Annotated in this window: 32 protein-coding genes; 23 read left to right on the top strand and 9 right to left on the bottom strand. The window is 56.4% G+C overall.

Features of this window, described 5'->3' with window-relative positions; translation table 11 throughout:
• Positions 1–33: 33 nt before the first annotated feature.
• The 8 genes from E4P01_RS21830 to E4P01_RS21795 are packed head-to-tail and all read right to left on the bottom strand — an operon-like array spanning position 34 to position 5,051.
• A complete protein-coding gene (locus E4P01_RS21830) occupies positions 34–1,779 on the bottom strand; it encodes a DNA cytosine methyltransferase (protein WP_216091484.1) in 1,746 nt (581 codons plus the stop codon).
• Complete coding sequence (locus E4P01_RS21825; protein ID WP_216091483.1) at positions 1,776–2,693, bottom strand: hypothetical protein; 918 nt, start codon at positions 2,691–2,693, stop codon at positions 1,776–1,778. Before E4P01_RS21825 ends, E4P01_RS21830 begins: the two co-directional genes overlap by 4 nt.
• The gene (locus tag E4P01_RS21820; RefSeq protein WP_216091482.1) at positions 2,690–3,232 is read right to left on the bottom strand and encodes a phosphohydrolase; all 543 of its coding nucleotides are present in this window, start codon (positions 3,230–3,232) and stop codon (positions 2,690–2,692) included. The genes E4P01_RS21825 and E4P01_RS21820 overlap by 4 nt, the downstream gene beginning before the upstream one ends.
• Complete coding sequence (locus tag E4P01_RS21815) at positions 3,229–3,645, bottom strand: hypothetical protein (protein ID WP_216091481.1); 417 nt, start codon at positions 3,643–3,645, stop codon at positions 3,229–3,231. The genes E4P01_RS21820 and E4P01_RS21815 overlap by 4 nt, the downstream gene beginning before the upstream one ends.
• A 57-nt stretch (positions 3,646–3,702) precedes the next feature.
• A complete protein-coding gene (locus E4P01_RS21810; protein WP_216091480.1) occupies positions 3,703–4,020 on the bottom strand; it encodes a pyocin activator PrtN family protein in 318 nt (105 codons plus the stop codon).
• Entirely contained in the window at positions 4,013–4,189 is a 177-nt protein-coding gene (locus E4P01_RS21805; RefSeq protein ID WP_216091479.1) for a hypothetical protein, read from the bottom strand. Before E4P01_RS21805 ends, E4P01_RS21810 begins: the two co-directional genes overlap by 8 nt.
• A complete protein-coding gene (locus E4P01_RS21800; RefSeq protein ID WP_216091478.1) occupies positions 4,176–4,460 on the bottom strand; it encodes a phage antirepressor KilAC domain-containing protein in 285 nt (94 codons plus the stop codon). The genes E4P01_RS21805 and E4P01_RS21800 overlap by 14 nt, the downstream gene beginning before the upstream one ends.
• A 9-nt stretch (positions 4,461–4,469) precedes the next feature.
• Positions 4,470–5,051, bottom strand: coding sequence for a hypothetical protein (locus tag E4P01_RS21795; RefSeq protein WP_216091477.1), 582 nt, complete (start codon positions 5,049–5,051; stop codon positions 4,470–4,472).
• Between the two features lie 408 nt (positions 5,052–5,459).
• Between E4P01_RS21795 and E4P01_RS21790 the strand changes: the two genes are divergently transcribed.
• Genes E4P01_RS21790 through E4P01_RS21780 form a run of 3 tightly spaced genes read left to right on the top strand, consistent with a single transcriptional unit; the run spans position 5,460 to position 8,825 of the window.
• Entirely contained in the window at positions 5,460–6,506 is a 1,047-nt protein-coding gene (locus tag E4P01_RS21790) for an ABC-three component system protein (RefSeq protein ID WP_216091476.1), read from the top strand.
• Positions 6,499–6,999: an ABC-three component system middle component 2 gene (locus tag E4P01_RS21785; protein WP_216091475.1), complete on the top strand. Its 501-nt coding sequence runs from the start codon at positions 6,499–6,501 to the stop codon at positions 6,997–6,999. Before E4P01_RS21790 ends, E4P01_RS21785 begins: the two co-directional genes overlap by 8 nt.
• Positions 6,996–8,825, top strand: a complete 1,830-nt coding sequence (locus tag E4P01_RS21780) for a hypothetical protein (protein ID WP_216091474.1) — start codon at positions 6,996–6,998, stop codon at positions 8,823–8,825. Before E4P01_RS21785 ends, E4P01_RS21780 begins: the two co-directional genes overlap by 4 nt.
• A gap of 56 nt (positions 8,826–8,881) precedes the next feature.
• On the opposite strand, the gene E4P01_RS21775 is transcribed toward E4P01_RS21780, so the two are convergent.
• Positions 8,882–9,613: a S24 family peptidase gene (locus tag E4P01_RS21775; protein ID WP_216091473.1), complete on the bottom strand. Its 732-nt coding sequence runs from the start codon at positions 9,611–9,613 to the stop codon at positions 8,882–8,884.
• A 79-nt stretch (positions 9,614–9,692) separates the two neighbouring features.
• On the opposite strand from E4P01_RS21775, the gene E4P01_RS21770 reads away from it, so the two are divergent.
• The 20 genes from E4P01_RS21770 (at position 9,693) to E4P01_RS21675 (ending at position 25,295) form a co-directional block, all read left to right on the top strand.
• Positions 9,693–9,953, top strand: a complete 261-nt coding sequence (locus E4P01_RS21770; RefSeq protein ID WP_216091472.1) for a hypothetical protein — start codon at positions 9,693–9,695, stop codon at positions 9,951–9,953.
• Positions 9,954–10,283: 330 nt separating this feature from the next.
• On the top strand, positions 10,284–10,802 hold the full coding sequence (locus E4P01_RS21765) for a phage regulatory CII family protein (protein WP_216091471.1): 519 nt from the start codon (positions 10,284–10,286) through the stop codon (positions 10,800–10,802).
• Complete coding sequence (locus E4P01_RS21760; RefSeq protein ID WP_216091470.1) at positions 10,795–11,022, top strand: TraR/DksA family transcriptional regulator; 228 nt, start codon at positions 10,795–10,797, stop codon at positions 11,020–11,022. The genes E4P01_RS21765 and E4P01_RS21760 overlap by 8 nt, the downstream gene beginning before the upstream one ends.
• A complete protein-coding gene (locus tag E4P01_RS21755; RefSeq protein WP_216091469.1) occupies positions 11,012–13,228 on the top strand; it encodes a VapE domain-containing protein in 2,217 nt (738 codons plus the stop codon). The genes E4P01_RS21760 and E4P01_RS21755 overlap by 11 nt, the downstream gene beginning before the upstream one ends.
• Positions 13,221–13,586: a hypothetical protein gene (locus E4P01_RS21750; RefSeq protein WP_216091468.1), complete on the top strand. Its 366-nt coding sequence runs from the start codon at positions 13,221–13,223 to the stop codon at positions 13,584–13,586. The genes E4P01_RS21755 and E4P01_RS21750 overlap by 8 nt, the downstream gene beginning before the upstream one ends.
• A gap of 513 nt (positions 13,587–14,099) precedes the next feature.
• The gene (locus E4P01_RS21745; RefSeq protein ID WP_216091467.1) at positions 14,100–14,447 is read left to right on the top strand and encodes a phage holin family protein; all 348 of its coding nucleotides are present in this window, start codon (positions 14,100–14,102) and stop codon (positions 14,445–14,447) included.
• On the top strand, positions 14,444–14,752 hold the full coding sequence (locus tag E4P01_RS21740) for an HNH endonuclease (protein WP_248130131.1): 309 nt from the start codon (positions 14,444–14,446) through the stop codon (positions 14,750–14,752). Before E4P01_RS21745 ends, E4P01_RS21740 begins: the two co-directional genes overlap by 4 nt.
• 170 nt (positions 14,753–14,922) lie before the next feature.
• Entirely contained in the window at positions 14,923–15,456 is a 534-nt protein-coding gene (locus E4P01_RS21735) for a P27 family phage terminase small subunit (protein ID WP_169990309.1), read from the top strand.
• Entirely contained in the window at positions 15,419–17,242 is a 1,824-nt protein-coding gene (locus E4P01_RS21730) for a terminase TerL endonuclease subunit (RefSeq protein ID WP_216091466.1), read from the top strand. Before E4P01_RS21735 ends, E4P01_RS21730 begins: the two co-directional genes overlap by 38 nt.
• A complete protein-coding gene (locus E4P01_RS21725; RefSeq protein ID WP_216091465.1) occupies positions 17,239–17,427 on the top strand; it encodes a hypothetical protein in 189 nt (62 codons plus the stop codon). The genes E4P01_RS21730 and E4P01_RS21725 overlap by 4 nt, the downstream gene beginning before the upstream one ends.
• A gap of 2 nt (positions 17,428–17,429) precedes the next feature.
• Complete coding sequence (locus E4P01_RS21720; RefSeq protein WP_216091464.1) at positions 17,430–18,701, top strand: phage portal protein; 1,272 nt, start codon at positions 17,430–17,432, stop codon at positions 18,699–18,701.
• Entirely contained in the window at positions 18,698–19,681 is a 984-nt protein-coding gene (locus E4P01_RS21715; RefSeq protein ID WP_216091463.1) for a S49 family peptidase, read from the top strand. Before E4P01_RS21720 ends, E4P01_RS21715 begins: the two co-directional genes overlap by 4 nt.
• 78 nt (positions 19,682–19,759) lie before the next feature.
• A complete protein-coding gene (locus E4P01_RS21710; RefSeq protein WP_216091462.1) occupies positions 19,760–21,076 on the top strand; it encodes a phage major capsid protein in 1,317 nt (438 codons plus the stop codon).
• 59 nt (positions 21,077–21,135) lie between these two features.
• Complete coding sequence (locus tag E4P01_RS21705; protein ID WP_216092242.1) at positions 21,136–21,498, top strand: hypothetical protein; 363 nt, start codon at positions 21,136–21,138, stop codon at positions 21,496–21,498.
• 2 nt (positions 21,499–21,500) lie between these two features.
• On the top strand, positions 21,501–22,088 hold the full coding sequence (locus E4P01_RS21700) for a hypothetical protein (protein WP_216091461.1): 588 nt from the start codon (positions 21,501–21,503) through the stop codon (positions 22,086–22,088).
• 1 nt (position 22,089) lies between these two features.
• Entirely contained in the window at positions 22,090–22,452 is a 363-nt protein-coding gene (locus E4P01_RS21695; RefSeq protein ID WP_169990316.1) for a phage head closure protein, read from the top strand.
• Positions 22,445–22,969 (top strand): hypothetical protein, encoded by a 525-nt coding sequence (locus tag E4P01_RS21690; protein WP_216091460.1) that lies wholly within the window; start codon positions 22,445–22,447, stop codon positions 22,967–22,969. The genes E4P01_RS21695 and E4P01_RS21690 overlap by 8 nt, the downstream gene beginning before the upstream one ends.
• 60 nt (positions 22,970–23,029) lie before the next feature.
• Entirely contained in the window at positions 23,030–23,620 is a 591-nt protein-coding gene (locus tag E4P01_RS21685; RefSeq protein WP_216091459.1) for a hypothetical protein, read from the top strand.
• Positions 23,617–23,799, top strand: coding sequence for a DUF2635 domain-containing protein (locus tag E4P01_RS21680; RefSeq protein ID WP_169990319.1), 183 nt, complete (start codon positions 23,617–23,619; stop codon positions 23,797–23,799). Before E4P01_RS21685 ends, E4P01_RS21680 begins: the two co-directional genes overlap by 4 nt.
• Positions 23,799–25,295: a phage tail sheath subtilisin-like domain-containing protein gene (locus tag E4P01_RS21675; RefSeq protein WP_216091458.1), complete on the top strand. Its 1,497-nt coding sequence runs from the start codon at positions 23,799–23,801 to the stop codon at positions 25,293–25,295. Before E4P01_RS21680 ends, E4P01_RS21675 begins: the two co-directional genes overlap by 1 nt.
• The last annotated feature ends 6 nt before the right edge of the window (positions 25,296–25,301 follow it).

The raw sequence follows: 25,301 nt of genomic DNA, 5'->3' as shown, positions 1-25,301 counted from the left end.
AAGTCACCTGCTCGGTGATCACGTAATGAGTGGTCATGCTGCCTCTCCCATTACTTGGCTTTTCTCCACGCGCTTGTTGGCACTGACCAAGGCCATCATCGGCCAGGGCGATACCGAGTTACCAACCATCAACACCTGAGTCTTGTTGCTGAACTTGCGACCGTCGTGCCCTCGATCAATGACGTAGTTGTCGGGAAATCCCTGAGCGCGGTATAGCTCGCGAGGCGTCAGCATGCGCATGCCGATATCTACGATTACGTAGGGCGTGCCCTGGATCGTGACGGTGACAAGAGCCAAACGGTCTCGTGTGGTGATGGTGGCGGCTGGATCGCGCAGGTCGTAGGTGTTGTCACTGCCGTAGTAGCCCATCAGGAAGGCAGCAACGCGCATGGCGCCGGCCTCTACCTCTGGAGCGAGCCTGTATTCGACCAGGGCGTGGTGTTCGGCACCTGCCGTGATGGTGGGGACCAATTCGTCCATGCCCCGGCCGATGCAGTTTTTACGAAGGGTCGAGAGGTGTGCGGTAACGATCTGTTGTTGGCTGCCAGTCGTGGTGATCGCAGTCAGTGGTTTGGCTGCGTGGTGTCCTGGCGTTTCGTTGTATCCGCCGTTGTGTTGCGCCACGTAGGCTACGGCCAAGGCGAAGTGTCCGCCTTTGACGCCGCTGCAGATGGTGCGTAGAGGATCATCGCCCGGCATGTTGCGCTGGCTGCTGCCATTGGCATGCTCGGTGATGAAGGGCGCGAGCTGTGGCGTTACGAGAGTGAAACCGTGGGCTCCGGTGATGGTTTTCGCGGGCTCCTCCACGGAGTGACAACACGCCAGGTCGTTGCCGCTGCGGTTGACGCTGATAATGAATGGGTTTTTATGTTCGATGACATAGCGCTTGGCACCTTTGCGCAGGCGCTCCATCGTTTTGCTCACCAGTGGACGTTTAACGCCTGCTGCACGGCCTTCTTCTTTGTTAAGGAAGATGCTCGGGCAGGGCAGCGACCAATCGATGCAGCTGGCGGCGGTGCGATAGGGTGACTGGCCCTTGCCCGGGTTCTTGAAGTGAGTAGGTTCTGGCCAACGCAACGGCTGTCCGTCACGGCGGGCGATTTTGAACAGACGCTCGCGCGTGGTCGCCGCGCCGAAGTCGCAGGCCTTGAGCTTTCCATACATCAAGTCGTATCCCATGGATCGCAACAGGCTGACAAAACGACTCCAGGTTTGGCCTTTCCGTTTCGGGTCGGGCACCAGGTATTGTTCTTGCACCGGCACTCGCTCGCCCGTAGCGGCGACAGTCAAATCCCGGCGGACCACTCGGCCAGTCACGCGGCAGCGCTTGGCGATCAGCGGGCCCCACTGGAGGATCTGCACCACGTTTTCCATGGTGATCATGCGCGGGCTGACCTGGCCGGCCCACTTCAGGATGACCCATGACTGTGATCGGCTGGTGGTGCTGCGTGCCTGGCCGCCTGCAGCGACGCTGTGATGGGTGCATTCAGGGCTGGCGTGCAGGTGCGCAACTGGGCGACCGCGAGTCGCCAGGCGAGGGCACATGTCATAGACGTCGGTGATGTAATGCTCGGCGCCTGGGTGGTTACGCTTGTGCATGCTGATGGCGTCGGGATTATGGTTGATGGCGATATCGACCGGCATACCGGTGCCCATCTCCTGGCCCATGGTCGCGCCGCCACCGCCAGCGAAGAGGTCCACGCGGATCTCGCCTGCGAAGTTGAGGCCGTACTGGGTTCTTGCTGTTGATACATCTGGTCGAGGATTCAAGGAGGTCATACGGCACCTCCGTGGACGATATTGCTAGATTTGTTCACAATCACAAATTGAATGATGGCTAGGAGCCACAAATGTTTCCCGAGGAAATTCGGTTCAAAACTAATACATTGCTGAAAGCTGCCCTGTCGCCCCCAGGAGCGTTGTTTATTTTTGCGGCTATATTCCTGATGTTTCAGCGTTGGACTTTTGATAACGCTGCTGCTTGGGTCCAAGCCATAGGTTCCATAGGCGCTATTTTGGCTGCGGGTGCAGTTCCTGCTTGGCAGAGACGACTGGAAGCGCGACGTAAAGAAACAGATCAAATACAACAAAAAATTGCTGACTGTTTCCAACTGAGGCGTCTTATCCAAGAGATCAAACATCTTCTTGCCAAGGGCATTAACTCGCCTAACTCCTTTGGCTCGGACGTGCCACTTGTCGAAACTGGGATGAGGGATATCCTTCAGCGCCTTAGTACTTTGGAGGCTGGGCGCTCCGATAAGGTTTTGCTGAAATTTACCTATGACACTCGGCTCATAGTCTTGGATTTTCTTGGAAAGGTCAGGCCTTACGACGTGTGCGGTACTGGTCATCGAGCCTATTTTGAACAAGAGCTGAATAGTATCGACGCCAATCTTCCCCCCTACATTGTCAGTTTGGAGAAGGGCGTTACGGAGATAGGTGAGGATACTTAGTGCTCGTTTATCCCCCTCGACAGGCTGCGCGAGCGGGCCTTCCTGAGTGTTCAGCGTTACATCAGCGAGCGCTGCCCCGCGCAGCTTTTCGTGGGGTAAAAGCACCTCGACGGTCGCACTGGAAGGGGCAACAATGCCTGCTGCTGCGCAGCAGAGACTGTTTGTTACAAGCTTGTCGACACTATCGGCAGTGCGGAGCAAAGTGGACAGGGCTCCGGTATTGTCGTGGTTGTTCTTCATGCCGCTTTCCTCCGGTGTTCGATAGCGAGTTGGTCCATCAGCCGCTGGTGGTAGGTGAGTCGAGCTTCTGCGGCGGGCCATGGACGGATCGTTTCAATCATGGGGTTGATGCCAACCAAGCAATCCCAAATAGCCGGATCGGTAGGCATGAGGTCGCGTCGTTCCGTCGCCAGCGCGATCAGGTCGGCCTTGTAGATGCAGGTGGGGAGTTCGGGTGCGATGTCAAAGCGCTCGCAAACGCGCCACCAAACACAATCCTCGAAGTGTTGGAAGGTGCTAATCCATTGCTTGAGTGGCCGCGTCATGTCGCCCAGGTACGCCTCGGGGGCGTCATGAAGTAGTGCCGCGAGTTTGTGTTCTTCCGGCACCAGGTCGGCGACGATGCAACTGTGCTGGGCCACGCTGTAGAACTCGCGGGTGTGGCCGTTGAAGCGACACAGGTGGGCCAGCGAATGCGAGATATCCCGTGGGTCGATCATGTCGGCGTCAGGCTCAAACAGATCAAAGCGTTTACCTGAGGCAGTGAGGATCCAGTTCATGCTGCTTTCTCCTGTGCAATCGGCTCCAGAAGGGCAGCCATGGCCAGGGCTTTATCCCGCAGGGCAAGCGCTTGGGCGGCGTGGTTTTTTGAGTTCATGGCGCGGAATGTTTCAGCAGCGAGCTGGAGCTTTTCAGCGATGGCGATGAGCTGCAGACAATCAGCCGCTCCCAGCTTGGTCGCTTCCAAGACGCGGGTGTAATCTCCGTAGAGCGATCTGTGGTGCTTTCTGGATTGTTCGAGCAGCAGGTTCAGGTTGCGCATTTCTTCCGAGTTGTCGGCCTGCTGAATGTTCTTCCCTTCCTCGATACCTTCAATGCGGCCATCGTTCAGGCCGCCTCGGTAACCAGTCCAGTAAAGGATCGCGAGTGCGATAACGCTGACAATCAGTGCGCAGATTTCAATTGCAGTCATGTGGTGTGCTCCTGGTGGTTTCGTTGGCTGGTGGTGGCAGCCGTTGGGTTGCTGGTTTTAATCGGTTGAATTAGTCGGTGGTCGTGGCATGTCTTCGTCTGCCTTGTAGGCACGAATGTCGATCAGCGCGGCCACGTGCCTGATATGGACGTACCTCAACGCCTTGACGCTGAGGTCCAGGGTCGTCACCGGCAACTGGATCCGGCCGCTGTTGATCGCCTCGGTGAAGGTCTTTTCATTGAGGTTCTTGAAGTAATGCACGCGCAGCTTTTCCAGGGGGATAAGCACGTCGCCGAAAAGGTGATGCAGCATGTCGACGGTGGAGCTATTCGGTGCGGGCAGCAGTCGTAGCGGTGTTTGGCTGGCGTTACTCATGAGCATCGGCCTTCTTGCGTTTGAGTCGTGAAGGGTGGTTCCAGGCATTCAGGCAATGGCGCTTGGTCAGCTCCCGCAGATGCTCTGGCACTTCGAGGAGTGCAGTGTTGCGCTCCTCGCGTGTGCGCATGGCGACGATCTGGCGGGCGTACTCCCTAGGCCACGTCACGGTTGTCTACCGGAATCGCTGGTAGTTCGAGCCCCAGTTGCTCGGCCAGCCAGCGCATGCCGGCCTGCCGGACCCTGGTCGACTGGCTGTACTGCATGCCGGCCTTTTCGTGGTACCAGTTGCTGTCCTTGATCCGCAGGTATTCGCGATCACGGACGGGGAAGGCCGGCAGGTTGCGGTCATTGAGCAAGCCCTTGTGGTGCATGAGCGCGATGAGCTTGGGGCGGGTGAGGCCGAAGTACTTGGCGGCTTTATCCAGGCTACGTTCCATTTTGGCCTCCTAGGCTGCATGCGCGGCGGGTGTCGCCATGACGGCCAGGTGGTTGATGGATTCGGCGACCATGGAGTAGATCTCCACGTCGCTCCCGTAGACTGTGAAGCACTTGGTACGCGGCTTTCTGACGCCGATGCTCAAGATGGTGGTGATTCCAGAGCGGGTTTTGTTGCGATGGATTGCCAGGTTGATCGGTTGCTCAAAGCCCATGTCGAGACTGATGACGCCGCCGGTTTGCACCAGGTCGAACACCTGCTGCTTGTGTTCAATCTCAAACACGCCATAGCGGCGGTCTGCGTGCGGCAGAGACGATGGGCCAGTAGAGGTGGTTGGTCCGTTGACAATCTCTTCAATGAAGTCCGCAAGCTTGAGGTGCATCTTCTTGCTGTTAGTCAGGGTCAGCGTGTGGCGTTCGCTTCCCAGTTCAACAGTGAAGTGCGTGTCGGCCTTACGGCGTTCGACTTTCAGGCGAAAGGCTAGTGACTCTCGCTGAGTCTCGGCGCGCAGGAGGTGGTTGAAGGTTTCGGTTAGATTGACCTGAGCCTTGAGCAGGGTCAGCGTGCGGTTGTCGAGTTTGTACTTGCTCATGCTGCGCGCCCCCCGCCGTTCGGATCGAATGGGGTGGGTACGTTGCGCGATTGCTGCTTCGGTTTGGTAGTGACAAACGAGCAACCGCTCTCGCGGGCCAAGCGTCGGATCTCGAAGATTAGGAAGGGCTCAGCAGCGGCGGGGTGGACGTGCAGGGTTGTAGTGGTGTGCATTGTCTTGCATCGCTCTGTGGTGGAAGAGTCATAGCAAGATCAACCATAACCACCCGCAATGTCAACTGTCGGTTGATATTGCGTGTTAAAATTGCCAGTGATGCCGCTTTGCTATCGTTAAATCAACATCTCAGATAAGCTCAGATTCACAAGATGCCATCAGAGGCATTAGAAAAAGGGCTGATGGATCTAGGGTGAGTAAATGGACGAGAAGGTGCCCCTGGCAAGCACATCGATGAGCGATGAAGCAGCTGTTTATGCGGCGTTTGGAATCCCCATCCCTAAAATTGACCGCATCAAAATCTTTAGCGCTAGTCAATGGGAAGACTTCACTCTCGAATGGGTTGATTCGATCCGTGAAAATTACAAGGAGGTTGAGCGTTGTGGTGGTGCAGGCGATATGGGGAGAGACATTATCGCTACTGATATAGTTGACCAAAATGTTTGGGATAATTATCAGTGTAAGCATTATAAGAGCGGGTTGACGCCGTCTGATATATGGCTAGAGCTGGGTAAGTTGGTCTATTATTCATTTATTGGGGAATATCGTTACCCAAGAAATTATTACTTCATAGCGCCGCAGGGCGCTGGAACAAAGCTCTCAAATTTGCTCAAGAAACCAGAGTTGCTGAAAGAGCAGTTGAAACTCCAGTGGAAAGAGCAGTGTGAAAGGAAGATTACGTCCACAGATGATATTGTCCTTTCTGGGGATATTGAAAGTTATCTAGATGGATTGGATTTTACAATTTTTCATGCGGTACCTCCTCTTCGCATCATTGAACAACACGCCAAAACACGTTGGCATGCTGCACGTTTTGGCGGTGGATTACCTTTGCGTCCTACAGTCGAAACGCCTCCAGAGGAAATTGCAAGCGAAGAGGTAAATTATGTAAAAGCGTTGTTAGATGTGTATGGTGAGGCTCTTTCTACAGTAGTCAACTCTGCGAAAGAGTTAACTGCTTTTAAAAAATATAATCGCCATTTCAGTTCCTCACGTTTTGAATTCTATAGCGCAGAAGCATTGCGAACTTTCTCTCGAGATACGCTTCCGCCGGGACCTTTTACTAAGCTGCAACATCTCGTAAAGGCAGGTGTGGCTGACGTACTGGATGCAGATCATGAATTAAAATTTTTGCGTTTGACGTCGGTTACCAATTTTGCAGCATTATTGCCTATTACCGATAATCCGCTGGTGGAACGTCTTACCGTTTTAGATAAGAAAGGTATCTGCCATCAGTTAGTGAATGATGGTGAGTTTGGTTGGGGGGGTGATGATGAATGAGTCAACAACGTTTCCGCAATTTAATGGCCCTCTTGAAGTGGGTTTAAGGGCGTTGGCGGTTCTTACCGAGGATTATCCTTCTGCATATACATTGCAGCGTTTAGTTATATTGGACTACCTGATAGTACATTCTGATGATTTGAATTTTGGGCCAGTCGGTCTGCATCCACAGACTCCTCATAGGAGTGGAGAGCTCTTAGTGAGGCGTGCGGCTCTCGAAAAAGGTCTTCTTTTATATCAAAGCAAAGGGTTACTTGAGAGGAAGTTCATGGAGGACGGTGTTTTGTACTCGGCTACCGAAAAGTCTGGTTCTTTTATGGACGTGCTCAATGCAAATTATGCACTAAAGCTTCGTGATAGGGCCGGTTGGTTGGTGGAACGTTTCAAAGAGCATTCGGATCAGGAGCTTTCCGAATTAGTAAAGAGCGAGGCGGGTGACTGGGGGGCTGAGTTTGAAATGGCCCCGGCTCTTAAAAAAGGACTTGAGCTATGAAGGGCTTTCAAATTTCTAGTTTGACACTGTCCGGAGCTTCCGTCCCAAATGCAGAAGTAAGTTTTAAAAAGGGATTAAATGTAATATCTGGGCCTTCAGATACTGGTAAAACATTCATTGTTCAGTGCATTGATTATCTTCTAGGCGCTAGTAAAGTTCCTAAAAGTGTGCCTGAGGCATCTTTTTATGAAAGCGCAGAGCTCTGTATTGTCGAAGCAGAAACGGGGGAAGAAGTAAGGATTTCACGAAGCTTAAAAACTGCAGGTAAATTCAAAGTCGTAAGCTCAACTGAGTCATTTTATCTAGCAGCCAAGCACAAGGCGGGCGACCAAAAAACTATCTCTAATTTTCTTTTGACAATGTCTGGTTTCATAGGGAAACGAGTCAGGGTCAATAAAGATGGTAAAGTCAGGGAGCTTAGCTTTAGGGATATTGCCCGCCTTATAATCGTTGATGAAGAATCAATAATTAAGGAAATATCGCCAGCGCTCACGGGCCAATACATTTCTGCTACTGCAGAAAGTTCTGTTTTGAGATTGTTGTTGACCGGCGTTGATGCATCTTTGATAGAGGGGGTGGAAGAGCAAAAGCTCTCTCCTTTAAAACAATTAGGTAAAGCTGAGTTATTAAGTTATTTACTGGTTGAGAATAGTAAAAGAATTGATTCTTTGTCGCTTTCTACCAGTACATGGGAAGACGCGTATGAGGAGTCAAAAAGGATTGATGTCGTCTACAGTGATACGGAGCTTGCGCTGCAGGCGGATAATGAAACCTTATATTTTCTTGAGGCTCGTCGGAGGGAGGTTCTTGTTGAGTTGTATAAGGTAGAGTCAAGAGTAGATGTTCTGGCTGAGTTGAAGAGCCGGTTTTCACTGTTAAAGCAGCAGTACATTTCGGATCTCGCGAGGCTGCAAAGTATTGCTGAGGTCAGCTTTCGGCTTGACCAAATGGGGGAGGAGAACTGTCCAGTCTGTGGGGCGTCATCTGTCCATCAGGTTCATGATCATGATCGGATTGAACCCTCTCATGAGCAGATAGCTTTTTCGTGTCAGGCAGAGATTAGGAAAATCAACTCTCTATTATCTGACCTGGAAGAGACAAGGGTAGATAATGAATCGCAGATTGATGAGTTTACCCAAGAGCTTGGGAGTTTAAAGGTTGAGTTGAAAGTTATTGGTGAAGAACTGGATTGGCAGATTAAGCCAAAAATTGAAGCAGCACTGAATGCTTTTTTACATGTTCAAGGTGAGCGTGATTTATATAATCGAGCGCTAGACTTGTTCGAGCGAGCTCATGAGCTTGAGGATATGTTATTAGAAGTTGAAGGCGCAGGAAGCTCCCCAGGAGAGAGTATGCCGTCTCCCAAGTTGGGTGCTGGAGAGGTTAGTGACTTTATCTATGAGGTTGAAGAATTACTTGCAGAATGGAATTTTCCAAACCATGGTCGGATAGGTTTCAGTGAGAAAGAACAGGATATAGTTTTGATTGATAGAGCTAGGTCTAGCCATGGTAAAGGCGTTCGTGCTATTACCCATGCGGCTTTCTCTCTTTCTCTGCTTCTGCATTGCATTAAGAAGCACCTGCCTCATCCGGGAGTTGTGATCATCGATTCGCCGTTGGTTGTATATCGTGAGCCAGATACGGATGAGGTTGGCTTTACTCATGAAGTTAAAGACTCATTCTATCGATCACTAGCAAAAAACTTTAGAGAACAGCAGGTGATAGTGGTGGAGAACGACGAGCCACCGAAGGATATTGCAGAGTTTGCATGTTTGATTAAATTTACCGCATCATCCAGTGGTCGAGGCGGCTTTATACCGTCTTGATGTTTTTCCGAGCCAATCAAGGTTGGCTCGGGAAATTATGGCTGTAAAATGCTTGATCACTCGGGAACGAATGATCCTACTACCTTGCCGCAAATATGTGTTTCTTCAGTAATTTCGATGATTGGATATTGAGGGTTGATTGGCCTAAGGAATTGTCTGCCAGCATCTTTTACTAGAACTTTAAATGTGGCTTCATTGGTGCGCGGAAGCCGAGCAATTACTCGATCACCCGTCTTTGTTTCTGCCTCTGGGTCTACAAAAATAATGCAGCCGGTTGGATAGCTACGCCCAGGCCCGGGGTTTGTCATCGAATCGCCAAGTACTTTCAATGCATATCCCTGATTGCTGATCGCAACAGGACAGGAAAGCCAAGAATCAGCATCATAGGATTCGAAGTTTGAAACCGCTTCACACCATGCGCCTGCCTGCACCCAGGAAATCAAAGGGACCTTCCCAAAGTGTTGCCCCATTTCGCGGACATTACTTCCATCGCCGACTATCAGTTGGTGAATATTACTCTCACCAATTTGTGCCTTCGGTAACACACCGTACTCTAACCATTCTCTTCGAACTCCTAACCAGGAGCAAAGCGCAGCCATGCTGTCGGCTTCGGCTATCGACTCGCCGTTTAGCCATTTACTGATTGCCTGAGTGGTCTTCTCCACTCCTTGTCTTTTCAGCTGACGATGAATGTCGACGCCCCGACCTCGGCTTCGTATACCGGCATCATCAAGAGCTTCATGGAGGCGCTCGCTGAACGCTGCGCGGAGAGTATTTTTATCAACCATGGGTTGATAGTCTCACAGAGGTTGCGCAATAGTCAGTTGATCTATAATATCAACCAGAAGTTGATAAGTGGAGGTTGTCATGCTCGACCCTGCAGATTTTCCAAACGCGCTAGCCTTCGCTTTTGAAGCTGTAGGCGGCATAGGAGCCGCCGCTAAGATATGCAATAGAAGCTATCAGGCATTGAATAAATGGCGTCAGGCTGCATGCCTGCCGCGTACGGACTACACCGGTGAAACCAAGTATGCCGAGTTGTTGGCTATTGCGGCGAAGCAGAATGGCAACGCCTTCCAAGCCGCTTGGTTGTTGAACGCTTCTGCTCCTCAAAAAGCCGTCGCGTAGCAAGAAAAAAGGCGACCCAAAGGTCGCCCAGTTCCTCCCGGCACACACCACCACAGTGCTGTCGGGTCGCGATAGAGGTCGGCGGGCACACCACATGCTAAACCGCCTCCCTTTACCGCGCTTTCAAGGCACGGATGCCTTGGGTTGCTGCCTTTTCCACCACAGATTAGGCAGCTGTTGCGCCAGAGGTGAGCAACGGATTGTTCGCCTCGGCACGGTGCCGGTTTCGATCCCTAAGGTCTGGCCGGCGTTTGGGCCCTTTCAAGCCACGCGGCAAATGTATCACCACTGTACGCCGCGCGGCACTGGCAACTTATTAGGATTAATGCCATGAGCCGAATTGCTCTGAGTTGCGTTGATCGAGCACACAGGGAAGTCCTGACGCTCGAATTGGCGCTGTACCACGCCGCACGGGACTATCCCGGTGGCGCCGCTGCAATCGCCGCCACCACCGGCCGCAACCCCACCACTTTGCAACACAAGTTGTCTCCCACTCATCCCAGCCACACGGTCAACGTCCAGGAGTTCGGTGAGATCCTGGAACTGACCAAGGACCGGCGCATCCTTGATGCGGTGCATGTCCTTGTCGGCGACACGACCTGGCAGGAACTGGCCGAGGCGTACACCAGCGATATGCCGGAGACCCTAACCACAGGTATTGCCGGCTATTTCCGGCAGGTGGCGGATCTTGCAGATACCTGGGCTAAGAGCATTGGGGATGGTGTCGTCAGTGATTCCGAACTGGCCGAAATTCGCCTGCAGGTGTTTCGCGGTATTCAGGGGCTGTTGGGGATGGTCAACCGCGCCGCGTACGTGAACCAAATCACGCGGGGGGCTGACCATGGCTGACATCTCCGATTTTGCCAATGACCTGGTGCAAGAGCGCCTGGATCGAGCCCTTGCTGCACGTAGTGCAAGTAAAACCGCCACGGCCGCGCATTCGTTCATGTTTTGCGAGGTATGCGAGGAGCCAATCCCGTTGGCGCGCCGTGTTGCAATCCCTGGCTGCACTCAATGCGTTGGTTGCCAAAGCATCGACGAAGCACGGAGGGCTCGCCATGCTCGATGAGGTACTCCGTCAGTTTTCGGATTATGGCCTTGAGCCCGACCAGCCACTGCAGTTCGGCAAACTGACCCGCTGCAAAAATTCCCAGGACAAGGGCAAGGAAAAGAACGGCTGGTACGTGGTCCATGAACACCACACCGAAAAAAACGAAACGCTGATCTTCGGCAGCTTCGGTGATTGGCGTTCTGGCGGAACCCAAAAAATCAAGGTAAAGGCAGGGCGCATGAGTCCTGAAGAGCGCGAAGTTATGCGCGCTCGACAGGAGGATGCCAAGCGCAAGGCTGCTGAAATTGCGGCAAACGCCTCACGTCGGGCGGCGAGTCGTGCTGCCGGCTTATTCATGCGCATGCCAGAGAAGGGCAAGAGCGACTATCTGGATCGCAAGCAGATCGTTGGTTTCAAGGTTCGTTATGCGCCGCGCACAGGCGCGGTGCTGGTTCCCATGTGCAACGTCCGTGACCAGATTGTCGGTCTGCAGGTGATCTACCCCTGCAAGCAGGAAGACACCGGGCGCGACAAAGCCTACTGGCCCTATGGGATGTCGAAGGAAGGTGCTTTTCACCTGATCGGACCGCACCCTGACCCTGGCGAGCCGGTGCTGATCTGTGAAGGCTATGCGACGGGAGCCAGCCTGCACATGGCGACTTCTATGCCGGTGGCTATCGCTTTCGACGCAGGTAATTTGCTCTCGGTCTCCAAGGCCATGCGCGAGCGCTTCCCTGGCTGCCCGGTGATTATCTGCCGTGACGATGACTGGAAAACCAAACGCCCCAACGGCGATCCCTGGAACCCCGGCGAAGAGAAGGCCAGCAACGCTGCACTGATCGTCGGTGGCCAGGTGGTCGCACCGGTGTTTTCCAGCGAGCGCGAGATCAAGTGGACCGACTTCAACGACTTGCACGTCGCGGAGGGATTGGAGGCCGTCCGCCGCCAGGTGTTGGCGGTGGTCAAGCCCCCGGCAGCGGGTGGTTGGAAAGATCAGCTCGCTCGTAGTGAGAGTGGCGCACTGATTGCGCATATGCAAAATGTGGAGCTGATCCTGGGCAATGATGAGCGTTGGGCGGGTGTTATCAGCTACAGCGCCTTCAGTTCAAAACTGGTCAAGTTGCGTTCTGCACCTTATGGCGGCGGTGCTGGGGACTGGGCTGACATTGACGACGTGCGGGTAATGAAGTGGCTTGCGCAACACTACAATCTGCGGGTGAAAGCATCCCATGTGATTGAGGCGGTGAGTGTCGTCGCGCACGATCATGCTTTTCACCCCGTGCGTGAGTACCTGAAAAAGCTTGAGTGGGATCGCGTCCCTCGGCTCGATACCTGGTTGACCGAGGTGATGGGTGTTTACCCCACGGATTACACAAAGAAGGTGGGCAAACGTTGGATGTTGTCGGCCGTTGCTCGGGTGATGAAACCTGGCTGCAAAGCGGACTCGGTCATGATCTTGGAAGGTGCCCAAGGTGCAGGTAAGTCCACGGCCATGAGCATATTGGGCGGCGAGTGGTTTATGGATACACCGTTTGCCCTTGGCGACAAGGACGGATTCCAGGCCATTCGAGGTAAGTGGATTGTCGAGTTGGGTGAGCTGGATAGCTTTAACAAGGCAGAAAGCACCAAGGCCAAGCAGTTCTTCTCGGCCTCTACTGATACCTATCGCGAGAGCTACGGTCGTAGAACGAACGACGTGCCACGCCAGTGTGTGTTCGTTGGTACTACCAACCAGGACGAATACCTCAAGGACGCTACCGGTAATCGACGGTATTGGCCTGTTGCCTGTATGAAGGTCGATCTGGTGAAGCTCCGTGAAATCCGCGATCAACTCTGGGCTGAGGCGATGTTTTGCTATGAGGCCGGAGATATCTGGTGGGTTACGCCTGCTGAGGCTCCGTTGTTTGCTGAGGCACAGGATCAGCGATTTGTTGTTGATGAGTGGGAAGGGCCGATCTTGAGCTGGCTAGAGGATGTCCAGATTGGTGAGACCACCTCTGGCAGTGATGTGCTGAGTCAGGCGCTTAGGCTGGATTTGGGGCATTGGGGCAAACCCGAACAGATCCGTGTTGGGGCAATCATGCATCGCCTTGGTTGGCGACGTGTGCGCATGCCGGCGTTACCGAAGAGCGGTAAGCGTCCATGGGCGTACAAGAAGCCCAAGAACTGGGGCAGCCCGCCCGCACCGCAGCGCGTTGCCAACGAGGAGCCGTGCTTTGATTAAACGAATCGATGAAATGCTCAAACTCTGGGCTGAGGATCTGCACTCGCCCATGAACTCTGATAGCGGAGGAACTGGCGGTGGCAACATGATCGCCATGTTGATGGAGTGCAAAGGCGAGCTGATACGTGGGACACGCGGTAGCCGCGTGCTTTTGGATGAATCGGTGGACATTGAACTGATCGTCAACAAGCACCTGCCGCCGCAGCTGTCTGTGGTGGTGAGAGAGCACTACTGCAACCACGAGAGCTTTCTTGCGCAGAAGATCACGCATTGTGGCTGTTGCCGCAAAACTTACTACGAGCGCCTGCACCAGGCGCACGTGTGCATTGCTGGTTTACTGATAAAGCAAGCTGCATGATACTTGTCAGCACTCTGCTTGGTGCTGTCTCACAGTCCCACCATTTTTCATGTGGTGGGAAAGCTACAGGCCACGCCGCTCGCGGGCTGTCCCACTGTCCTACCTAAAACCCCCACCCGCGCATGTGAGCGTAGTATCATGTATGCACGCGCTTCGCGCACGCGTGTTATTTGTTTTCTCTCTATATGCGAAGAAAATAGATAAATAGTAGGACAGTGGGACAGAGCCTTTATTTTCGGGGCTCTCAGCTGTCCCACCTGACTCCAAAGCGGTGGGACAGGTAGGACAGCGACTTGAAAGCGATAGCCGATTGAATGTATTGCCCCCGTGTTGTACCTGCGTCATACCTGTATTGCACCCGTATTGCGCCATGGCATTAAAACTCGCTTGCTGCCAGGAAACTCAGCCTGTAAAAAGTACCCATCTTCGATAGGTGCGACCGCAAAGAGCGGCATTCACCAACATACCAAACCCGGCCCTCGCGCCGGGTTTTTGCGTTTATGGGGTAGGGCGATGACGAACGAGCAGCAGGCGCTAATTGATATGCCGATCTGGATGGTGATCGTACTGTCCCTGGTCGGCGGGATCTCGGGCGAGGCATGGCGGGCCGACAAGGCAGGGGTGAGCGGCTGGTCGTTGGTTCGCCGCTTGCTGCTCCGATCTGGTGCCTGCGTGGTCTGCGGGCTTTCCACGATGATGCTGCTCCACGCTTCGGGCATGTCGGTCCTGGCGGCGGGTAGCATCGGGTGTCTCACGGCGATGGCCGGCGCAGACGTCGCGATTGGCTTATACGAACGCTGGGCCGCCAAGCGACTGGGTGTTTGCGAGGTAGTAACGCCAAAGGGTGAATCTGGGCAGTGAGCGGCCAGGCAAAGCCTTCCAGCCCCTACAACTACCGCTGGCAGCAAGCCCGCGAAGGCTTCCTACGCAAGCATCCTCTGTGCGCTCGCTGCCAGCGCCAAGGGATCGTAGAGCCGGCCTGCATCGTCGACCACATCACCCCGCACCGTGGCGACATGACGCTGTTCTGGGATCGGTCCAATTGGCAGTCGCTCTGTGGTCCTTGCCACAACTCGTACAAGCAGCGCCTGGAGAAGTCGGGCCGCGAGATCGGGTGCGACCAGGGCGGCAAGCCGCTGGATCCAGGGCATCACTGGAACCGCTGAATTTGCACCAGAAACGCGCATTTTTAGGCTTCCCAGTGGGTATGGGGGCGGAAAAGTTTTTTGCAAAAACACTCTAGACCGATCGCCCCTCTCTCTGTGCAAAGCCGCGAAAAATGGGAAGGGGGGGTATCAATAGGTGGGGGTAAATAACGGATTAACAGGAGGTTTGTATGGCTGGAAACGGAAACTCAGGAAGGCCAGCAAAGCCAGCTGTGTTGCATTTGCTGGATGGTAACAAAGGCAAAAAGGCCTTCGGTGCGTTGATGGATGATCTTACCTCTCCGTCTGTTCCGGTTCAGGCCCCGCCGATGCCTGACTGTTTGACCGACGATGCCGTTGCCGAGTGGGAGCGCCTGGTTCCAGACCTGATCCTGCTCGGGCTGATTTCCAAGTTGGACATGATGGCGCTGGCCACCTACTGCGAAGCGGTTGCCGACTGGAAGCGATTCCGCCGCCGCATCGCTGATGCCAACGCAAGCCAGGAGGGTGCCGCCGACAAGGGTGACATCCAGGTATTCAAAACCGGCGCCACTCAAATCTCCGTATGGCGCCAGTTGGCGAACGATGCCGAGAAACGTGCAAACGCTGCGGGTGCAATGTTCGGGTTCTCGCCTATGGCGCGACGCAACCTGAAGGTGGCGCCTCCACAAGGTGACCTCTTCCCCAATGAACAACGAGACGCCGCCAACAAGTACTTCTCCTGAGGATGATCGCGTTACCGCGTTCGCCCGTTCGGTCAAGGCCAAGCAGATTGTCGCGGGGCCGGATGTGCGCAACGCCGCCCGGCGGCACCTGCGTGACCTGCGCACCGGCCCCAAGCGTGGCCTGTATTGGGATCTGGAGGCAGCCAACCGCGCCATCGGCTTTTTTGAAGACGTGCTGTTCCTCAACGGCGGCGATTATGAGGGGCTGAATTTCATCCTCGCGCCGTGGCAAGCCTTCGTTGTGGGCAGCCTGTTCGGTTGGAAAACCGAAGACGGCTTTCGCCGGTTCCGTATTGCGTACATTGAAACGGGGAAGGGCAGCGGCAAATCACCCTTGGCGGCTGGCATCGGCCTGTACGGCCTAGTCGCGGACGGCGAAGCTCGCGCCGAGGTTTACGCCGCCGCCACGAAAAAGGATCAGGCCATGGTCCTGTTCCGCGATGCAGTGGCCATGGTCGATCTGTCCAAACACCTTGGCTCACGCCTGCACCAGTCTGGTACCGGCGACAAGGTGTGGAACCTGTACTACCCGAACACCCGGTCGTTCTTCAAACCGATCAGCGCCGACGACGGCCAGTCCGGACCGCGTCCGCACATGGCGCTGCTTGATGAGATCCACGAACACAAAACCGCCACTGTCGTGAACATGATGCGCGCCGGTACCAAGCACCGGAAGCAAGCGCTGATTGTGATGATCACCAACAGCGGCTCGGACAAGAACAGCGTTTGCTGGGAGCACCACGAGCTGGGCTCGCGGATCTGCGCCGGCAAAGAAGAAAACGACAGCTTCTTCGCTTTCATCTGCAGCCTGGACAAAGGTGATGACCCGTTCCTGAGCGAAGACTGCTGGGCCAAGGTCAACCCGAGTCTGGATTTCAAGCTGGAAGGGCAGGTCGATGGCATTCCCGGTCGCAAGTACTTGCGCGAGCAGGTCGCTGAAGCCCGTGGCATGCCGTCGAAAGAGGCGGTGGTCCGGCGGCTCAACTTCTGCGAATGGACCCAGGCCACCACGGCTTGGATCTCGTGGGATGTCTGGAGCCAGGCCCAGGAGCTGGTGCCGATGTCGATGCTGCGCAACCGCACCTGCGTTGCCGGCCTCGACCTGGCCAGCACCACTGACCTGACGGCGTTCGTCATCCTGTTCTACCCGACGTATGAGGATCCGCACTGGCGATTGTTGCCGTATTTCTGGATCCCGGACTTTGAGTTGGATGAGCGTGAGAAGCGCGACAAGGTGCCGTACAAGGCCTGGATCAAGTCGCGGGATCTCGAAACCACACCCGGCCGGGCCATCAGCAAGCTCTTTGTGCTGCGCCGCCTGGTGACTATCTGCGAGTACTTCGGTGTGCGCAAGATCGCCTATGACCGCTGGCGCATCGAGGACTTGAAACAACTGATGGATGAACACGACATCGCGTTGCCGGAAATGGCGCCCTTCGGTCAGGGTTACAAGGACATGGGCCCGGCCGTGGATGAGTTTGAGCGGCGTCTGCTGGGCCTGGCCCAGGCGAAAGCCACCACCATTGATCCTGATGTTGAGGATGCGGAGATCATCGCTGAAAGCACGGTCGAGACCCTGCGCCACGATGGCAACCCGGTGATGACCTGGTGCGCCGGTAACGCCGTGGTCACCGCTGACCCGGCCAACAACCGCAAGGTCGACAAGGCCAAAGCCATTGGCCGAATCGACGGCATCGTCGGCGCCGTCATGTCGGTGGGCATCAGCAACTCGGTGTCGGCCAGCGACAGCGGTAAATCCATCTACGACCAAGGGGTTGGCATTTGAAACTTATCACCTGGGCCTCTTGGCTCGCCGGCTTGCTGGGCTTTGGCCTGCTGATCGCCGGCATCGCGCTGATCCATGTTCCCGCCGCGTTCATCGTTGCGGGCATTGGCTTGTTGGGCTGGGCGTACATCGCTGATAGAGCAGCCGCCTCCATGAGCCGTAAACCCTCGCCGGGAGGTGGCTGATCATGTTCTTCAGCAACCTGCGTGGCGCTGACCAAGGGCTGGTGACCAATGACGGCACAGGTCTGTGGAGCAGCATGATCGGTCGGAGCAGGTCGGCCGCCGGGGTCAAGGTCACGCCGGACAGCGCCTTGGCAATCACGGTCTTGCAAAACTGCGTCACGCTGCTGGCCGAGAGCGTGGCCCAACTGCCTCTTGAGATGTATCGCCGCCTGGGCGATGGCAAGCGCGAGTCAGCGTCGGATCACCCGCTGTATGACGTGTTGCGGTACCAGCCGAACCCCTGGCAGACGCCTTATGAGTACCGCGAGTGCAGTCAGCTCGCATGCGCCCTGCGTGGCAATGCCTACAGCTTCATTGAGCGTCACGACGATGGATCGGTGAAGGCGCTGTACCCGATGCACAACGACAAGGTGACGGTGCTCAAGGGCCCAGATTTGCTGCCGTATTACCGCGTGGGCGGCCATGACCCGTTGCCCATGCGCCTGGTGCATCACGTACGCTGGCACACGAAAAACCATTACACCGGCATGTCACCCATTGAGTTACACGCCGATGCAGTAGGCCTGGCACAGGCCGTCCGGCATTACGCGAGCAAGTCGTTTGCCAACGGCACGGCGGTCAGCGGCGTGATTGAGCGCCCGAAAGAGTCGGTGGCGATCAAGGACGAAAGCAGCATCCAGCGCATCGTTGACCAGTGGGGCGAGAAGTTCTCCGGCGTCGACAACGCGAAAAAGGTCGCAATGCTCCAAGAGGGCATGACCTTCAAACCGCTGTCGATGAGCAACGTCGATGCCGAGCTGCTGGGCATTCTAAAGATTACCGGTACCGACCTGGCCAGGATCTACAAGATCCCGCCGCACATGATTAACGACCTGGAAAAGGCTAGCTACAACAGCCTGGAACAGTTGCTTATCCAGTACGTGATCTTCGCCCTGATGCCTTGGGTCAAGCGCCACGAAGAAGCAATGATGCGCGACTTCTTGCTGCCGGGGGAGCGCCGTCAATACTTCATCGAGTTCAACCTTTCAGGGTTGCTGCGCGGCGACCAGAAGAGCCGCTACGACTCCTACGCCGTTGGCCGTCAGTGGGGCTGGCTGTCAATCAACGACATTCGCCGGCTGGAAAATATGCCGCCGGTGGCCAATGGCGATATTTATCTGCAGCCGCTGAACATGACTGACGTCGCCAACGAGCTGCCCAATATGCACAACCCCAACGTCCGCGCCCAGCTGGAGCAGCAGCGCGACGACATCGTGAGGATGCTTGCCGCATGAAACGACACCTCAGGGCTGCCAGCCTGCTGTTCAATCAGCCGCTGTTAGTCACCCCGGACATGCTCGACTTGGGTATGCGCTGGGCCAACAACACCATGAGCCTGAACATCGTCAATCTGGATATGGGCGCACTGTCGGGCATGTCTGCCGAATCCAAGCTGTTCTATGACGATGATGACTACGAACGCCGAGTGATTGAGCGGGAAGAGCAACGCCGGGCGGCCATTGGGCAAACTGGTGTCGAAGTGATCCCCGTCTCTGGCGTACTGGTCAGTCGCGGCAGCCACCTGGCTGCTTGTGAAACCATGACCAGCTACGAAGATCTGCGGCGAATGATCAACACGGCAGTGGCCGATCCGATGGTCGAGCAGATCGTGCTCGATATCGACAGCCCGGGCGGCAGCGCGGTCGGGGCCTTTGAGTTGGCCGCCGATATCCGTGCGGCCACTCAGATCAAGCCCATCACCGGCCTGGTCAACTTCATGGCTTACTCGGGCGGCTATCTGTTGGCGGCGGCCTGTACGGAAGTGGTGGTTAGCCTGACTTCGGGTGTCGGTTCCATTGGCGTGATCGCCAGTCACATGGACCGTTCCCGCATGTTGGAAGGGGCGGGTGTGAAGGTGACCACCGTGTATGCAGGGGCTCACAAGAATGACATGAGCCCTGATGAGCCGCTCACCGATCAGTCGCTGCAGGTGCTCAACACGTTGGTGCAGGAGAGTTATCAGCTCTTTACCAGCCATGTTGCCGAGTATCGGAACCGCGATGTGGCCGACATCATCGCCACCGAAGCGGCCTGCTACCGAGGTCCGGCCGCGCTCGCTGCTGGTCTCGCGGATCGCTTGCAAACACCGCAACTCACCGTCGACAACCTGTCCCGCGCCGTCGCGGCCAGCCGCAGCCAACGCCAGAGCAGTGTGCAGGCCCGCCAGCGCATCAGCGTCCAGGCCGCCGCCATTAACATCCAGGCGCAGCTCTAACACCGACACACTCTGACCGCGTTCGCGGCAGTGATACCGACCGCCCTAGTGGCGGTTTTTTAATGCCCAGGAGGCAGCATGTCCTTAGTAACCCAACTGCGTAGCGAACGCGCCCAACTCAATGGACAGATCCAGGCCCTGGCCCAGATCGAGGCCGGTGGCGGCTCTCTCACCGCCGAGCAGCTCAGCCAATTCACTCAGCTCAGTGCTGACTTCAACAGCCTCGGTGACAAGATTGCCAGGGCCGAATCCGCCGAGCGTGCAGCGGCCAGTGCGGCAGTAGAGGTTGATGTCAGTGCCCAGGGTATTATCGGCCCACCCAAAACCCATATCAGCGGCCCACATGCCGCCAAGCCAGTGCTCGGCGCTAACATGGCACAGATGGTTCGCGTACTGGCAGCCACTCGTGGCGATCAACATGCGGCAGCCAAGATGGCCCACGACGCCGGTATGAATCCGGAAATTGCCATGGCCCTCAGCACCGTTACACCGGGGGCCGGTGGTGTACTGGTGCCCCAGGGTTTTTCCTCGGAGGTCATTGAACTGTTGCGACCCAAATCGGTGGTGCGCAACCTGGGCGCTGTGTCGCTGCCGCTGCACAACGGCAACCTGACCATTCCGCGTATCAAGGGCGGGGCAGTGGTGGGCTACATTGGCGGCGAAGATGACATGCTGACCACCGGTATGCAGTTCGACGATTTGAAACTGTCGTCGAAAAAACTCGCTGCCCTGGTGCCGATCAGCAATGACCTGCTCAGTTACTCTGGGGTCAACCCGAACGTAGACCGCATGGTGGTCAACGACCTGACCAGTTCTGTCGCCACTGCCGAGGACCTGTCGTTCATTCGTGGGGCGGGCACCGGCAACCTGCCGAAGGGCCTGCGCTTCTGGGCCCCTGCCTTCAACGTGTTTGCGGCGCCGGCCGAGATGACCTTGGCGGCGGTCGAGTTCGCATTGTCCGCGCTGATCCTGCGCTTGGAGAATGCCAACTCAAACATGATCGCCCCAGGTTTCATCATGGCGCCACGCACCAAGCGCTGGTTGGCTGCACTGCGCGACGGTAACGGCGCCAAGGCGTATCCCGAGCTGGACCTGAACATGCTCAAGAGCTTTCCGGTCGGTACCACCACTCAGGTGCCTATCAACCTGGGCACTGATGGCGATGAGTCGGAGATCCACTTTGCTGACTTCGGCGATTGCTTCATCGGCGAAGACGACGCCATGGTCATCGATTTCAGCAAGGAAGCCACCTACAAGGACTCCAGCGGCAACATGGTCAGCGCGTTCCAGCGCGACCAAACGCTGGTGCGTGTTATCGCCAAGCATGACTTCGGGCCGCGTCACGTCGAGTCGGTGGCGGTGATGACCGGCGTTAAGTGGGGCGCCACGCTCTAACACACCTTGGCCTGGGGAACCGGGCCAGTCTTCCATTGTTGTTTAGAGGTTTACTCCCCATGACCAAAGCAATCGTTGCTCTGATAATTGTCCTGTTCACGAAAAACTGGCGGGCTTACGCCGCTGGCGAAACCGCTGGTTTTGACGAGGCAACAGCCGAATCGTTGATCGAGGGCGGATACGCGGTCGAGTACGACGCCGATGCGCAGGCCAATGCGAAAAAGACCAAAACCGTCGCTCCCGCGTCGAAGCAGCCGGCTGTAAAAACAAAGAAACAGACCAAGGCCCCCGAGGCGGCTAAGTCTTCAGTGGTAGATCCCGAAAACCCTCCTGCAGACGATACTGATCTGCCCGAAGATGGAGATAATCCACCGCCTGCGGATGAAGTGCAGCAGGATGAGCCTGAAGAAGAGAAACCCTAGCCATGTCTCTGCTGCTCGCCCATACGGGCCCCGAGCCTCTGACCTACGAGGATGTGGTGATCCAGTGCCACCTCGACCCTGATGATGAGGACACAGCCGAACGCGACTTGATCGAGCGGATCATCATCCCGGCGGCACGCGGGCTGGTCGAACGGACCACGGGGGCTGCGATCCGAAAGGGGCGGTATCGCGATCACTTGCCGGTGATTCCTGCCAGCAACGTGTTTGCAATCACCACGGGCCAGGCTTATGAGCTGGAAAGCATTGTCTTGGGCGTTACACCGGGGGCTCCGGAGCTGGATGCTGCGCTCTGCTACCTGGTCAACATCGGCAAGGAATCGCTGCTTTACACCCAGCAAGGTCAACCGTGGCGAGATTTGGCGGGTAGCAGCCCCCAAGGGATGATGGTCACCTACCTTGCAGGCATCGATATCGACCAGCACCCCTCGGTACGCCATTACCTGTTGCTGGCTGCTGCCTGGGCTTATCGGCACCGTGAGTTGCTGTCCATTGGGCAGACGCTCCACGAATTGCCGGAACGCTATCTGCTGACACTGGTGGATGGCATCACCGTTCCGCCGAGGATCTGACATGGCGATCCGTGAACCAGGTGCCGGTGAACTGAATCGGCGGGTGAGGGTGCGACGCCGTGCAGACCTGCCAGCCGCTGATATGGGGCTGGACTCGGTGTTCTCCGAGCGCAAGGTGCGCTGGGCCAGGATCGAGCCGGTTGGCACGGCGGTGTATGCCGAGGGTGTCCAGACTGACAACAAGCTCACACACCGCATCACCTTGCGGTTCCTGAAGGGTGTCACCGATGCCCATGAAGTGGTGCATGGAAGCACCATCTACCGGGTCAAACGCAGTGCTGACATGAACGGCACCCACCGCTTCACCATGTTGGAAGTTGAGGAACAGGGTGAGTCCCTGGCGGGAGACAGCATCTATGGCTAACTCAGTGGGAGTGGACGGATACATTCATATCGAGGGCTTCGAGAAGTTCGAGCGCGAAGCCTTCGACAAGAAAAAGATCCGCGCCGCCATGCGCAAGGTCGGCAAGCTGGTACGGCAGAAAGCCCAGATGAACGTCGGTCTGGCTCGTGGACAAGACAGTTACCCGGTCAATCGAAGTGGAGCGCTACAGGACTCCATCAACTTCAAGCTTTCCCGTTCTGGCTTTTTGGTGAAGGTCGCGCCGTACTTGACCTCCGCCATGGGTAAGGAGTTTTACCCCGCCTATCTGCATTACGGGGTCCGGCAGGGTAATGCCCTCAAACCGTTAGCGGCCGGCGCGGGTCGGGGCAAGAGTAATCGCCGCGCGCGCGGGGAGCGGGCCAAGCATGTGGTGGCTCGCAAGGCAAACGGATGGCGGATTGAACCTCGGGCGAATTACATGAGCGATGCGCTGCAGGATGCTGGCTCCGATGTGCGGACGATTCTGTCCAGGGCATTTGCTGATGCGCTTGGATAGACGGTTCTTACCCTCTCAAAAACTCGCCGTGGCGAGTTTTTTTATTCTTGGATTTTGCCGATGAAGGTCACCCCGATAGTCGCGCACTTGCGCGAGTACTGCCCCAGTTTCGCCCAGCGCGTGGCGGGCGGGATTGATTTTGAGGCCGTTGCTGCGAGTGCAAAACTGAGTCGGCCTTCGGCTTATGTGATCCCAATCGGAGACAAGGCCGGGAGTAATGATATTCAAACGGGTGTGCGTCAGGACATCAGCGACAAGTTCGATGTAGTGCTGGTTCTCGACACTCAGGATGAGCGCGGCCAGGAAGCTGCCGACCTGGTGCACGTGTTCCGTGCCGAGTTGTGGCGGGCGCTGATCGGCTGGAAACCCGGGCCTGAATACGACTTGATCGAGTACGAAGGCGGCGAGCTGATCTCGATCAACCGCAATCGCACCATCTACCGCTTCACCTTCGCCTCGGACTTCCAGTTGGGGCGTAACAGCTCCGATCAGCCCGCCGAGACCTGGCACGAGTACGAGCTTGACGGCTTACCGCCGTTCACCGGCATGACCATCAACATGGACTGCATCGACCCAGCAGACCCCAACTTGAAATCCCCCGGCCCGGATGGGCGTATCGAAGTGAAATTCTCAGGAGATGTAACACCATGAGCAAGCGCATCACCGTGGTGCCGGCCGATGGCCGGGCCGTACCTGATCCTGAGGCGGGCGACCTGTTGCCGGCTTCGGGGCGGGAAGTTCCAGACAATGCCTGGTGGCGCCGCCGTCTGGCGGATGGCGACGTGACAACCAAGGCCGTGAAAGCGGCGAAACAAGAGGGGGCTAAATAATGTCCATCGGATTCAGCAATATCCCGGCCGATCTGCGCGTGCCGCTGTTCTATGCGGAGATGGACAACTCTGCGGCCAACAGTGCGTCGTCGACTATGCGCCGGCTGATTGTTGGCCAGGTCAATGAAGGGGCCGATAGTGCCGACATTGGTTCCCTGGTGTTGGTGCCCAGTTTGGCCCTGGCCAAGACCATTGGCGGCCAGGGTTCGATGCTGGCGGCGATGTATGAGGCTTGGCGCAAGGTTGATCCTGTGGGTGAGGTCTGGTGCTTGCCGTTGCAGAGTGCCGAGGGCGCAGCAGCCAAGGCCACCGTTACTCTGAGCGGCGCTGCCACGGAGGCAGGTTTGCTGACCCTGTATGTCGCGGGCGTGCGGGTCCAGACAACGATTACCAGTGCCGCAACCGCGACGCAGGCGGCGGCTGCGTTGGCTGTGCGAATCAACGCGACCCCAGATTTGCCTGTCACCGCTGCGGCGGTCGAGGCGGTTGTCACCCTGACCTGTAAATGGAAGGGCGAGAGCGGCAATGACATCAGCTTGCAGCTAAATCGTCTCGGCAAAACCAATGGTGAGGCAGTGCCTGCTGGCCTGACTGCAGTAGTTACCCCTATGGCCACTGGTGCGGGGGGCCCCGATCAGGTAGCGGCGCTTGCTGCCATGGGCGACGAACCTTTCGAGTTCATCTGCATGCCCTGGTCCGACACCACCAGCCTCAACGCCTGGAAGGCAGCGATGGACGACAGCGTGGGCCGCTGGAGCTGGGCCAAGCAGTTGTTCGGCCACGTCTACAATGCCAAACGTGGCACCCTCGGTACGCTGGTGGCGGCGGGCCAGGTGCGCAATGACCAGCACATGACCATCCAGGCCATGGAGGCGGGTGTACCGCAACCGTTCTGGGTACAGGCTGCATCGTTGGCTGCGCGTACGGCGGTTTTTATCTCGGCCGATCCTAGTCGCCCGACCCAGAGCGGCAGTATGCCGGGCCTGGATCCTGCACCGGCCAGTGAGCGTTTCACGTTGACCGAGCGCCAATCGTTGCTCAGTTACGGTATGGCGACGGCGTACTTTGAGGGCGGTTACGTTCGCATCCAGCGGTCTATCACCACCTACCAGAAGAACGCCTATGGGCAGCCGGACAACTCCTATCTGGACAGCGAGACGATGCATCAGTCGGCGTTCATCATTCGCCGGCTCCAAGGTGTGATCACCAGCAAGTACGGCCGCCACAAACTGGCGAACGACGGTACCCGCTTCGGTGCTGGGGCGCCCATCGTGACGCCTAGCACTATCCGTGGCGAACTGATTGCCCAGTACGCCAAGTTGGAGCTGGAGGGGCATGTGGAGAATTCCGAGTTGTTCGCCCAGCACCTGATTGTCGAGCGTGATGGCAACGACCCTAGCCGGGTCAACGTGCTGTTTCCGCCGGACTATATCAACGGCTTGCGTGTCTTCGCGCTGCTCAACCAGTTCCGCCTGCAGTACGACGCTGCGGCGTAACGTTGC

It is taken from the genome of Pseudomonas sp. NCIMB 10586, from assembly GCF_023127895.1.
GTDB classification, from domain to species: Bacteria; Pseudomonadota; Gammaproteobacteria; order Pseudomonadales; family Pseudomonadaceae; genus Aquipseudomonas; species Aquipseudomonas synxantha_A.
This window is presented reverse-complemented; position numbering and strand designations above follow the sequence as displayed.